Here is a 12,411-nt window from a genome sequence, read left to right on the forward strand (position 1 = left end):
CCGGTGAGGACAGCCTGGGGGGGAAGCTGGTTCCGCTGGCCATCGAAGATGAGCTCAAAAACAGCTACCTGACGTACGCCATGAGCGTGATTGTCAGCCGCGCTCTGCCCGACGTGCGCGACGGGCTCAAGCCTTCGCAGCGCCGCATTCTGGTGGCGATGAATGACTTGAACCTGACGCCCGGCGCGGCGCGGGTCAAATGCGCCAAAATCTCCGGCGACACCTCGGGTAACTATCACCCGCACGGCGAAAGCGTGATCTATCCCACGCTGGTCCGCATGGCCCAAGAGTGGAACATGCGCCACGTGCTGGTCGACAAGCAAGGGAACTTCGGCTCGGTCGCCGGGCTGCCGCCGGCCGCCATGCGGTACACCGAAGCTCGTATGTCGACCATCGCGTCGATGATGATGGACGATCTGAAGCTCGACACGGTCGACTTCGTCCCCACCTACGACGAGCGCCGCGACGAGCCGACGGTGCTGCCGGCCAAGTTTCCCAATCTGTTGGTCAACGGCGCACAGGGCATCGCCGTCGGCATGGCCACCAGCATTCCGCCGCACAATTTGGGCGAAATCTGCCGCTGCCTGATCCGGCTGATCGACCAGCCCGACGTGTCGATCGACGAGTTGCTGGAAATTTGCCCGGGGCCCGACTTCCCGACCGGCGGCATCATCTGCGGCCGCAGCGGCATCCGTCGCGGCTATCACACCGGCCGCGGCAATATCACGCTGCGAGCCCGGGCCCATATCGAAGAGTTCGGCAAGAACCGCCAGCGGATCGTCGTCACCGAGATTCCTTACCAGCGGTCGCGCGACCCGATTGTCGAGCGAATTGCCGAGTTGGTGAACGAAGACAAAATCAAGGGCATTTCGGCCATCCGCGATGAGAGCGACCTGAAAGAGCCGGTTCGCCTGATCCTCGAGATCAAGCGCGACGCCGACGCCGAGGTGGTGCTCAACCAACTCTACGAATTCTCGCCGCTGCAAGACACCTTCTCGATCATCTTCCTGGCGCTGGTCGACGGCAAGCCGCGAACGTCGACGCTCAAGGAGTTGCTGACCGAGTTCCTGCGTCACCGGGTGACGGTGATTCGCCGGCGGACTCAGTTTCTGCTGGCCCGCGCGCGACAGCGCAAGCACACGGTCGAAGGGCTGTTGCTGGCGCACGCGAACATCGACGAAGTGATCCGCGTCATTCGGACCAGCAAGACTCAGCCCGAGGCCAAGGGCCGCTTGATGGAAATCGAGTGCCCCTCGGCGCTGATGCGCCGGGCGTTGGGCGAGCGGGGCTACGAGGCGTTCACGGGCGAGCGGGGCGCGCGCGAGGCGTACACGCTAACGCCCGTCCAGGCCGACGCCATCTTGAAGATGACGCTCGGGCAGTTGGTCAATCTGGAACAAGAGAAGCTGGCCGAAGAATATCAGTCGCTGTTGGACGACATTGCCGAGTACCTGCGCATTTTGTCGGACGACGCCAACATTCGGGCGATCATTCGCGCCGACTTGACCGAGCTTTTGAACAAGCACGCCGACGAGCGGCGAACCGAAATCAGCGGCGAGGAAATCGGCTCGATCGACCTCGAAGACTTGATCGCCGAAGAGAACATGGTGGTCACGATCAGCCACCAGGGTTACATCAAGCGGACGGCTTCCAGCACCTATCGCGCGCAGCGCCGCGGCGGCAAGGGGCTGAAGGGAGCCAAAACCGAGGAAGAAGATCCGATCGAGCATTTGTTCGTGGCCAGCACGCACGACTATCTGCTGTTCTTCACCAACCTGGGGAAGGTCTACTGGCAAAAGGTCTACGATCTGCCGCAACTGGCCCGCGAAAGCCGCGGCCGCGCGGTGGTCAACCTGCTGAACCTGACCGAGGGTGAAAAGATCGCGAGCTGTCTGGCAATCCGCGATTTCTCGAACCCGGAACAGTACCTGATCATGGCCACGCGCCGCGGCCAGGTGAAAAAGACGGTCATCGAGCAATACAGCCGGCCCAAGCGGACGGGCATCATCGCCATCGCCCTGCGCGAAGGGGACGAGCTGGTGGCCGTGTCGGTCACGCAGACCGGCGACGAAATCCTGCTGGCCTCGGCCCGCGGCCAGGCGACCCGCTTCCGCCAATCGGCGGTTCGAGCCATGGGACGCGATTCAAGCGGCGTGCGCGGCATCAAGCTGCGCAGCGGAGATAGTGTCGTTGGCATGGTGGTCGCCGATCCGACGGCGACGCTGCTGACGGTCTGTGAAAAGGGCTACGGCAAGCGAACGCCGTTTGGTCCGAACAGCCCCGAACTGGGCGGCGCGACCGAGGACAATGACGAAGCTGGGACCACCGCGGCCGAGCCGGAAGAAACCGAAGAAGGGGAAGAGACCGGCTCGTCGGCCCGTTACCCGACCAAGGGGCGCGGCACGATGGGCGTGCGCGACATCAAGACCACCGACCGGAACGGGCCGGTGATCGGCATCGCCTCGGTGCGCGACACGGACGAGTTGCTGATGATGACGGCGCGCGGCAAGATTCAGCGCATCGTCGCCAGCGATGTCAGCGTGGTCGGCCGCAACACGCAAGGCGTGCGGATCATGACCTTGGACGAGGCCGACACCCTGGCCGCCGTGGTCCGCGTGCCGCCGGAAGAAGTGGTCGACAGCACGACACCTGGCGACAGCACGACACCGGGCGGCAATGCGCCGGCCGCGCCGACGTCGCCGGAAACAGATAGTAGTGAATCGGGCGGAAGCGAACCGAGCGGCGACGAGTCAGCCCAATAGCGTAACTGGCAACTCGACGTGAAGGCATTCATCACCGGCATTACCGGCTTTGCGGGAAGTTGGCTGGCCGAGCATCTGCTGGCTTGCGGCGATGAAGTCCTCGGCGCCAGTCGCTCGGCCCAGTGGGGCGGCGAGGTGCCCGACGAGCTGCGCCGCCGCGTACGAGTGGTCCCCTGCGACATCGCCGAAGTTGGCGACGACGCGGCGCTGCGCGCGACCCTGGCCGAGTTTCAGCCTGACGTGGTCTATCACCTGGCCGCGTTGGCCGTGCCGGACGACTGTGGGGACGAATGGCCGTCGGTTCGCGCCGGGCGCGTGAACGTCGGCGGCACGCTGCGCGTGGCCGAGCTGGCGGCCCAGTTGCCCGCGCGGCCGCGATTCCTGCTGGCCAGCACGTCGCACGTCTATGCGCCGGTCACCGCCGAACAGTTCATTGTCGACGAGCACGCGCCGCTCGAACCCCAGGCCGGCTATGGCGCCAGCAAGCTGGCCGCCGAGGAAGCGGCCATGCGCGTGATGCGCGAGACGGGCTTGCCCGTGGTGATCGCCCGGGCCTTCCAGCACACCGGGCCGCGGCAAGAGTCGCGGCTGATGCTGCCGTCGTGGGCGCGGCAGTTCGCCGCGGGGGTGAACCCGGTGCAGGTCCACAACCTGCAAACCCACCTGGACCTAACCGACGTGCGCGACGTGGTCCGCTGTTATCGGCTGTTGGCGACGCGCGGCGAGCCCGGAGTGTGCTACAACGTCGGCTCGGGGCGCTCGACGCGGAATGGCGAGCTGTTCGAGCAGCTCCAACAACTGGCCGACCCGGCCCGGCAGGTGGTTGAATTATCGCCGGGAAAAAAACAGAATTGCGTGGCTGACCTGACTCGGTTGACCGCCCACACGGGCTGGCGGCCGCTGATTCCGCTTTCGCAGACCGTCGCCGACACTTGGCGCTACTGGCAACAGCAATCCGCATTGCCACATCAACCTGCTTCGCAACCGCGCACCGCATCGCCTGGCCGCTCGACCCTTGGTTCGAGCGCCGAGCCGCAAAGGAATGATTCATGAAACTCGCAGTGATTGGCACCGGCTACGTCGGCCTGGTGAGCGGAACCTGCTTTGCCGAAAGCGGCAACGACGTGGTTTGTGTCGACATCGACGCGGCCAAGGTCGAGCGCCTGCGCCGCGGCGAGATTCCGATCTATGAGCCCGGCCTGGCCGAAATGGTCCATGGCAACGCGGCGGCCGAACGACTGAGCTTTACCACGGACCTGACCACGGCGGTGCGCGCGGCCGACGTGATCTTTCTGGCCGTTGGTACGCCGCAGTCGCACGACGGCTCGGCCGATCTGACCGCGCTGCGCAAGGTCGTCGACTCGCTGGCGCCCCATCTGCGTCCCGAGGCGATCGTCGTCACCAAGAGCACCGTGCCGGTCGGCACCAATCGGCAGATTTACAACCGGTTGCACGAGCTATTGAAGCGCCCGTGTCACGTGGCCAGCAACCCCGAGTTCCTCAAGGAAGGGGCGGCGATCGAGGACTTCATGCGCCCTGACCGCGTGGTGGTCGGTGTCCGCGAGGAGCGCGTGGCGGACGTGATGCGCGAGTTGTACAAGCCGTTCCTGAGGACCGAGCACCCGTTCCTGGTGATGTCCCCCGAGAGCGCCGAGATGACTAAGTACGTGGCCAACGCTTTGTTGGCCACGAAGATCAGCTTTATCAACGAAGTCGCCAACCTGTGCGGACATCTCGAAGCCGACATCAACGACGTCCGCCGCGGCATTGGCCACGACCGGCGAATCGGCTTTCAGTTCCTGTTCCCCGGCTTGGGCTACGGCGGCAGTTGCTTCCCCAAGGACGTGAGGGCGCTGGAATCAATGGCCCATCGCGTGGGCGTCGAGCCGCATATCTTGCTGGCCATCGACAAAGTGAACAATCATCAAAAAACGATCTTGTTGGACCGGATCGTCGAGCATTTCCACGGCGATTTGTCGGGCAAGACGATTGCCGTATGGGGACTGGCGTTCAAGCCGCGCACCGACGACATTCGCGAAGCGCCGGCCTTGGCGCTGATCGACAAGCTGCTGGCCCTGGGCGCCAAGATTCACGTCCACGATCCCGAGGCCATCGAAAACGTCCGCCACGAGTACGGCGACAAGCTGGTCTATGCCGAGCGGCCCTACGACGCCCTGCCGGGGGCCGACGCGCTGGTGATTGCCACCGAGTGGAAAGAGTTCCTGAACCCGGACTTCAAGCGGATGAAAACGCTGATGCGCGGGTCGGTGATCTTCGACGGGCGAAACGTCTACGAGCCCGAGCAGATGCGCCACGCTGGCTTCACGTACCACTCAATCGGCCGCGCGAGCGTGAAAGCGAAATGAACGCGGGTTAACCACGGAGACACGGAGTCGTGGAGATTTGCACGGAGAAGGCAGAGAACAAATGTCCAATAACCAAAGGCAAACGACCGGAACGAAACTCCTTGGTCATTGGGATTTGGTCATTGGTCATTCATTCAGAAGTCTTGCTGATCCCTCCGTGCCCAACTCCGTGTCTCAGTGTCTCCGTGGCAAATGAGGCTTACCGGTACGGCTTCCAGCCGGTGCGGTCTTCGCGCGGGTCGCGGGCGGTGCGCGGCTCGCGGTCGGCCGGAGGAGTTTCGGGGGGCTCGATCACGATCATCGGCCGATCGTTGTTGAGTGACGTCGTCTGCGGCTCGCGCTCGCGATGAGCCGGGCGAATTGGCCGCGTCCAGCCGCCGCGCGATGAAGCGCCTCCGGTCATTGGACCGCCGGAAGCTGTGCCACCGGAAAACGCGCCGCCCGTCATCGGTCCCGTGTGCGTTGTTGATTGCTGCATTCCGGGCGATTGCGACGAACGGGCCATCGGGCCGGCGTTGGGCAGTTCGATTTCGACCGGCAGCGACGCGTCGAGCTTGCGCCCGTCGGTCGTCGTGTAGCGGACGTTCAGTGACAGGTGCTTGTGGCGCGGCGGCGGCCCGGTCCAGCGCATCGAGAACTTGTAACCTGCGGTCGGCTCGTTGCCCGGCGGCGCGTCGCCGGTGGACTCAGCCAGTTTGCTCCATCGCTTGGCCACGTCGGCCGCGGCAAAGTCCCAGCGCGCCAGCCGCGCCTCGGGACCATGATTGGTCGGGTCCAGCAGCACGATCGAAATCGACGCCGGCTTGTCGACCAGTTGACCGTCGACCGCGCGCGGCTCGACCAGGACCGCGATCCCGTCGTCGCCGGGGCGGCCGTCGAGGTTCACGCCGCCACTTTGTTGCTGATGGAGCGTGATCGCCATCACTTCGGCGGTGCTGTTCAGCTTGGGGCCGTGCTCGTGCTGGGCTCCTTGCGGAACCTCGGGCAAGTCGACCTGGGGAGCGTTCAGCGGAGCGGGCGACGGCCGCGGGGCCTCGCCTTCGGGCGTTTTGGCGTTGGGGGCGCGGATTTCCGGCGGACCCTCGAAGGCCTGCGCAGGCTCGGGCAACTTGACCGACGGCGGCAGCAAGCGGCCACCCTCGCCGCGCGGACGCCACCCGCCGTTGCCGCGGCGCGGCGTGTCGTCGCTGGGCGAAGTGGCCTCGCGGCCGACCTGGGCCCGCAGGGCGTCGTTCTCGCGGCGGGTCGCTTCGACCAGATCGCACTGATCCTGCAGCTTGTCCTCGAGCTCGTAAATCCGGTCTTCCTGCCGGCGCAGGTCGCGTTCGAGCAATTCCTGCGTGGCGCCGTTGCGACAGCCAGCCGTCACAACGGCCAACACGAACAAAATGACAAGGCGCAGGGTCATGAAGCGACTGCCGGGAGGAAAAGCGGAGAGGAGCCTGTTTGTGGGGGCCATTCCAATACGCGGAATCGCCACGGGGAGCAAGAGCAGTTGCTCGTGCTAGCAAGTTGCCGGGAGATAGCAGGACGACAGGATACAGGCAAAGCAAAGGCGGGAATTTGAACCGCAAAGACGCAAAGGGCGCAAAAAATAGTGAATCTGAAACGCAGAGGGCGCTGAGGAACGCAGAGAGGAAGAGGAGTTAAAACCCCTCCTCTATGCTCCTCCGCGCCCTCTGCGATTTAATTCTTTCTGTATTTCTTTGCGATCTTTGCGTCTTTGCGGTTCAGAATCCCTTGCTGCGCAAGAAAAAGCCCAGGGGGTGAAACCCCTGGGCTTGAATGACGCCGTGTGGAATGAACCAGGCGCGCGTTACGTCGTGGCGGCCGGGGCCGCCGGCGTGGCCCGATCGACCACCCGGTCGATCAACCGGTACTCCAGCGCCTCTTCGGCCGACATGAACCGGTCGCGGTCGGTGTCGGCTTCGATCTTGTCCAGCGGATGGCCGGTGTGCTTGAGCAGGATGCGGTTGAGCTTTTCCTTGATCTTCTTGAATTCCTTGGCGTGAATCATGATCTCCTCGGCGGTTCCTTCCATGCCGGCCAGCGGCTGGTGGATCATGATCCGCGAGTTGGGCAGCGCGTGCCGCTTGCCGGCCGTGCCCGCGGTGAGCAGCACGGCGCCCATCGACGCGCACTGGCCAATGCAGTAGGTCGCCACGTCGCAGGTGACGAACTGCATGGTGTCGTAAATGGCCAAGCCCGCCGTGACGCTGCCGCCCGGCGAGTTGATGTACAGATGGATGTCGGCCTTGGGGTCTTCCGATTGCAGGAACAACATCTGGGCCACGATGATGTTGGCCACTTCGTCGTTGACCTGCGAACCGAGGAAGACGATCCGGTCCTTGAGCAACCGGCTATAGATGTCCATCGACCGCTCTTCGCGGCCGTTCTTCTCGATGACAAAAGGAACCAAAGGCATGGCGTTATTCGTCCTCGTCTTCCTTGCCTGAGACAGGCGGGCGGGTCAGGATTTCGTCGACCAGGCCGTACGTGACGGCCTCCTTGGCGTGAATGTAGAAATCGCGGTCAGTGTCGTGGGCGATCTTCTCGATCGACTGGCCGGTGTGGTGCGCCAGGATGTGGTTGATCCGGTCGCGCTCCTTCAGGATCTCGTCGGCCTGGATTTCAATGTCGGAAATCTGGCCGCCGACCTGGCCGGCGGGCTGATGGATCATGACCTTGGCGTTGGGCAGGGCGAACCGTTTCCCCTTGGAGCCGCCGGCAAGCAAGACCGCCGCGCCGCTGGCCGCCAGGCCCACACAGTAGGTCGACACCGGGCAGGTCAGAATCTGCATCGTGTCATACATGGCCAGCGTGGCCGAGACGCTGCCGCCGGGCGAGTTGATGTAGAAGTGGATGTCCTTGCGGCGGTTTTCGCTCTGCAGGAACAACAGCTTCATCACCACTTCGTTGGCGTTGCCGTCGTAGATCTCTCCCTGCAGGAAGATGATCCGGTTTTCCAACAGCAGATCGCCCAGCGTCATCTGCCGCTGCCGCTGATAGTCGCGATAGTTGGCTGACGGAGCGACGGGACTGGTTGCCGAATGCCTGCTCATGACGGATCCTTACTGGTCCACAAAATCGTTCAGCCGGCCCAGCTTCCAAGGGCCGGCGAAGGTTCGCACGGCGTCGGAGCCAGTCCGGGGCACATGTATTCTAGGGGCCTCGCTCGATTGGGGTAGCCCTGTCTCGCGCTGCGAGGCACGACGACGACTACCAGCGAGCGAAATCCACTCGGGCGCTCAATCCAAACGGGCGCTTAACTCAATCAAGCGCTGCTGGCAAGAATGGCCGCCGGTCCCGCGGCCTGGGGCGAATCACATCCTTGCTTCGGTCGCGCTTGACTGTCTTGGGCTAGCCGCGTATGCGGTACCCGCTACTACGTGGCCGTTCCTTCGGTGGTCTCGGCTTCGCCGCCGCCGGCCGCTTCGTCCAGCGCCTCGGCTTCGGGGGCCTCGAACTCGAAGGGAACTTCCTTGAACTTGGCATCGGCCAGGATCAGTTCAATCACCTTGCGCTCGATCACCTGGTTGCGCAGGGTATCCATCAGGCCGCGCTTTTCCAATTGCGCCCGCACGCGCCGCACGCTTTCGCCGCTTTGGGCGGCGATCAGCTCGATTTCGGCGTCATAATCCTCGGGCAGCGCCTCGATCTTTTCTTCCTCGGCGATGCGCTCGAGCACGAAATGCTCTTTCAGCGAGCGGGCCGTCGACATGCGGCTGTTCTGGGTCAGCTCGTTGATCCGCAGCCGGATTTCCTGGTCGCTGAAGCCGCTGCGACGCAACTCGAGGACCGTCCGTTCCAACTCGCGGCGCGATTGCCGGTCGAGCAGGGACGGCGGCAAATCCCAGTCGGCCGCCACGGTCAACGAGGCCAGCACCTGCTGGCGGGCACGCTGTTGTTGTTCATACGAAACACGACGTGTCAGGCTGTCCTTGATCGCGTCGCGCAGGGCCGCCTCGTCGGCAAAGCCGCCCAGTTCGTCCAGCAGGGCCGGCGTCACCTCGGGCAACTCCAGCCGCTTGACTTCCAGCACTTCGAACTCGGCCTTGATCTTCTTGCCGCGCAGGGCTTCGTTCGGCGCGTCGTCCGACAACTCGGCTTCGCCGGTGCGGGTTTCGCCACCCTTGACCCCCTTCATCAACTTCTCGAAGCCGGCCACGTTGCCGTCGCGGAAGCTGAGGGTCGGGCGAATGCGCAGGGTTTGCTCTTGCAGCTTGGTGACTTCGGTGTCGCCATCCTTGAAGGTGACGTTGCAGACCAGGTAATCACCCTTGCCGGCGGCCCCGTCGACCGGGACCAGCTTGCCGCTCCGTTCAAGCACGTGGCGCAACTCGCGGTCGACGTCGGCGTCGCTGATCTGGCGCGTGGGCCGCTCAATCGACAGCCCCTTCCACTGGGGCAGGTCGAATTCGGGACGGACTTCGATATCGAACTCGAAGGTCATCGGCCCTTCGTCCGGCATCACGATCGCCTCGGCGTCGAAGTCGGGCTCGCTGATCGGCGTCAACTTCTGATCGTCCGACAACTGGCCCAGGCTATCGACCACCAGCGAGCCCTTGACCTGGTCGGCCACGTCCTTGCGGAACTTGGCTTCGACCAGCTTGCGCGGCGCGCGGCCGGCGCGAAAGCCCGGCACCGTGGCCTTGGGCATCATCTCGCTGAACGAGTTGTCAAAGTAACGATCGATGTCGGCTCGCGAGATCGTGATCGTCACGTGCCGTTCACAGGCGCTCTTGCGGTCGATCTTGACTTGCAGGTCAAGCTTCGGCGCCGCTTCGGCGGTTTCGGGAGTGGTGTCTTCGGATGTCGACTGCGAGGAAGTCATAACCGACCGCGTTCCATTCGTGTGAGCAAAAAAAGATTCGGCTTCGTTACTAGCTTGGATTCGCTGGACCAGCCAACTCGATGATCGCAGCTTAATCGCCCCAGGGCGTGAGAGCTTGGCGCTCGACAACACGTGGCCGCAACTCCGCGCGACGACCGACGGCAATTCGAGCGCAACGAACCCCCGAATCACCGCAAGTTCACTCGTGAGCCAGCAAGCCAGCCATTCGTGAACTAGCAAACTAGCCCTTCGTGAACCAGCAGACCAGCGCTGACGAGGACCGCTGGCCTTTGGCGACGATCGCCCCGGAAAAAAGCGGGTGATGGGAGTCGAACCCACGACAGCCACGTTGGCAACGTGACGCTCTACCACTGAGCTACACCCGCAATCGGTCGCCGGCGTCACTCGCCATCGGGCCCGGGGGCCTGAGACGAGCCGTCGCACACTGACCCGGCCGAGCACGCTCGGCCAGCGGGTCTGCGCAACCTGCGCCGGAACACAGGATTATAAGTTTACCCTGGTCCCTTGCAAGGGTCTGGTAAACCGCCGCCGCCGCCCCCGACGGGGCAAAATGCTGGCGTTTCCTGGGCGTGGCACGTGGTCGATCCGGGGCGAAAAGGGGCCTGGAAACGTGCCGCCAGAATACTGCTATCGGCCGGAGGGCGGGGAAAACTGAGGCCAGACTTCCAGCCGCCGCCGGGTTTGATGTCCGGCCGGCCTGGCAATCGTCGAGCGGTTCCGCGGTTCGGCGGGGGGCGATTACTCGATCGCCGTCACCAGCGTTTCGCTTTCCAGATCGGTGAACATCGCGTCGGCCGCCACGCATTGCGGGCCGTCGGTCACGAAGGTCAGGTTCTGGCCGGCCGCCTTGGCCGCTTCGAGCGTCTTGATCGCGCGCCGCATCAGGGCCGGCAGCGCCTCTTTCGACTCGGCAATCACCACGCCGGTGCTGATGGTGAACTGCACGTCGGTGTCGCCGACACGCAGCTTGCACAGCGAGATCGCCCGCCGCAGTCGTTCGGCCGTCTCGGTCGTCGAGCGGAGATCAGAATCAGTCACCAGCATGGCGAACCGGTCGGCGTCGTAGCGCGCCGACAGATCGTGATGGTCCGACGGACGCATGGCGGCGTTCAGGAACTGCGACGTGGCTCGCAGCACCATGTCGCCGAGCTTGTGGCCGTACTTGTCGTTGATGTCACTCAGATTGTCGACGTCGGCCAACAGCACGCAGGCACGCTGGCCGGCGGACTGGGCGCCGGCCAACCGCTTGGCAGCCTCTTCGTCAAAGACTTCCCGCGTGCTCAAGCCGGTCAACGCGTCGATCGGCGAAACACCGTGCTCGGCCTTGGCAAGCGGCTTCGTCTCGGGCTTGGCTTGTGGTGCGTGGTGATCGTTGCCAAAGCGGACTCGCTCGCAGCGGACCCCGTCGTTCAGGTGGATGCAATTGCGGCCGGCTTGCTTCGAGGCGTACAGCGCTTCGTCGGCGCGCTTGATGATCTCGGCCGGCGTCAAACCTTCTTGAATCTCGGCCAGGCCGCAACTGATCGTGACTCGCAAGGTTTGGCCATCGAAATCGAAAGCATTGGCTTCGATTGACGCGCGGGCCTTCTCGGACACGCGGCGGGCTTCGTTCATCAGCGTGCTGGGCATGACGATGGCGAACTCCTCGCCACCATAGCGGGCCACCAGGTCGACGCCGCGGGCGCTGTCGAACAGCGTCGACGCCACTTGCTTCAGGGTGGCGTCCCCCGCCAGGTGACCGTAGGTATCGTTGAACTTCTTGAAGTGATCGACGTCCATCAGCAGCAAGCAGGCCGGAATCCGCGCCTCGGCGTACTGCTGGAAGCGGTGGGCCAATTCCAGGTCGAACGCCCGGCGATTGGCAATCCCGGTCAGCGCGTCGGTTCGCGCTTCAACCATCTTGGTTTCAAGCTGCTGGGCCTGATCTTGCAGCTTCTGCTCGGCCTGACGGAGTTGGCCCTGTAAATGTTCGTTCGAGGCGGCAATCTTGGCCACGGCCGACAACACCATTGATTCAACCTCGGTGTCGCCGCGATCGCGAGCATCGTTCAATTCCTTGCTGATCCCTTCCATCCGCGACGCGTGTTGACCGACGTTCTGGCCGATGCTGTTGGCCAACGAGTGCAACCGCTGCAGCATCTCCTGGGCCTGCTTGGCCGAGTCATCCGACGCACCGGCCTCATCCGCCTTGTGTTGGCGTCCGCCGCGCAACAGCCAGCCAAAGAAGCCGCCCAGGGCCAACTGAATGGCCGAGGCAGCCAAAAACAATTCCAAACCAATGGCAATGTCGGTGAACACGGCTAACACCCCTGGTAATAGGACGCTCCGGGCGATTGGTCGCGCGCCGCGGAACATCCTGCTGGCAATACTACGCTCATCTTAGAGTCGCACTGATTCGCTCACCAAAATTACGCCACGGTTTTGTCGA

The 12,411-nt window shown here is 63.8% G+C and carries 8 protein-coding genes and 1 tRNA gene; 3 read left to right on the forward strand and 6 right to left on the reverse strand.

Annotated features, from left to right (window positions below; all coding sequences use genetic code 11):
• Positions 1 to 35: 35 nt before the first annotated feature.
• From gyrA to JSS27_12555, 3 genes are read left to right on the forward strand one after another with little or no spacing between them, the layout of a single operon-like run.
• Positions 36 to 2,762: a DNA gyrase subunit A gene (gene gyrA, locus JSS27_12545; GenBank protein MBS0209771.1), complete on the forward strand. Its 2,727-nt coding sequence runs from the start codon at positions 36 to 38 to the stop codon at positions 2,760 to 2,762.
• Between the two features lie 18 nt (positions 2,763 to 2,780).
• Entirely contained in the window at positions 2,781 to 3,815 is a 1,035-nt protein-coding gene (locus JSS27_12550) for a GDP-mannose 4,6-dehydratase (GenBank protein MBS0209772.1), read from the forward strand.
• Positions 3,812 to 5,128 (forward strand): UDP-glucose/GDP-mannose dehydrogenase family protein, encoded by a 1,317-nt coding sequence (locus JSS27_12555; protein ID MBS0209773.1) that lies wholly within the window; start codon positions 3,812 to 3,814, stop codon positions 5,126 to 5,128. Before JSS27_12550 ends, JSS27_12555 begins: the two co-directional genes overlap by 4 nt.
• Positions 5,129 to 5,327: 199 nt before the next feature.
• Here the strand turns inward: JSS27_12555 and JSS27_12560 are convergent, their stop codons facing one another.
• From JSS27_12560 to JSS27_12585, 6 genes are all read right to left on the reverse strand, one after another.
• On the reverse strand, positions 5,328 to 6,536 hold the full coding sequence (locus JSS27_12560; protein ID MBS0209774.1) for a hypothetical protein: 1,209 nt from the start codon (positions 6,534 to 6,536) through the stop codon (positions 5,328 to 5,330).
• A gap of 408 nt (positions 6,537 to 6,944) precedes the next feature.
• The gene (locus tag JSS27_12565) at positions 6,945 to 7,553 is read right to left on the reverse strand and encodes an ATP-dependent Clp protease proteolytic subunit (GenBank protein ID MBS0209775.1); all 609 of its coding nucleotides are present in this window, start codon (positions 7,551 to 7,553) and stop codon (positions 6,945 to 6,947) included.
• A gap of 4 nt (positions 7,554 to 7,557) precedes the next feature.
• Complete coding sequence (locus tag JSS27_12570) at positions 7,558 to 8,190, reverse strand: ATP-dependent Clp protease proteolytic subunit (GenBank protein MBS0209776.1); 633 nt, start codon at positions 8,188 to 8,190, stop codon at positions 7,558 to 7,560.
• A gap of 323 nt (positions 8,191 to 8,513) precedes the next feature.
• Positions 8,514 to 9,962: a trigger factor gene (tig, locus tag JSS27_12575; GenBank protein ID MBS0209777.1), complete on the reverse strand. Its 1,449-nt coding sequence runs from the start codon at positions 9,960 to 9,962 to the stop codon at positions 8,514 to 8,516.
• A 314-nt stretch (positions 9,963 to 10,276) separates the two neighbouring features.
• Positions 10,277 to 10,348, reverse strand: a tRNA-Gly gene (locus JSS27_12580).
• A gap of 373 nt (positions 10,349 to 10,721) precedes the next feature.
• Positions 10,722 to 12,281, reverse strand: coding sequence for a GGDEF domain-containing protein (locus tag JSS27_12585; GenBank protein MBS0209778.1), 1,560 nt, complete (start codon positions 12,279 to 12,281; stop codon positions 10,722 to 10,724).
• Positions 12,282 to 12,411: the final 130 nt, after the last annotated feature.

This window comes from Planctomycetota bacterium, from assembly GCA_018242585.1.
Lineage (GTDB): Bacteria > Planctomycetota > Planctomycetia > Pirellulales > PNKZ01 > JAFEBQ01.

Bases quoted from the DNA above. Each gene is read 5' to 3' on its own strand.
- JSS27_12555 (MBS0209773.1), top strand. From the start codon at position 3,812: ATGAAACTCGCAGTGATTGGCACCGGCTACGTCGGCCTGGTGAGCGGA.
- JSS27_12560 (MBS0209774.1), bottom strand. From the start codon at position 6,536: ATGACCCTGCGCCTTGTCATTTTGTTCGTGTTGGCCGTTGTGACGGCT.
- JSS27_12565 (MBS0209775.1), bottom strand. From the start codon at position 7,553: ATGCCTTTGGTTCCTTTTGTCATCGAGAAGAACGGCCGCGAAGAGCGG.
- JSS27_12570 (MBS0209776.1), bottom strand. From the start codon at position 8,190: ATGAGCAGGCATTCGGCAACCAGTCCCGTCGCTCCGTCAGCCAACTAT.
- tig (MBS0209777.1), bottom strand. From the start codon at position 9,962: ATGACTTCCTCGCAGTCGACATCCGAAGACACCACTCCCGAAACCGCC.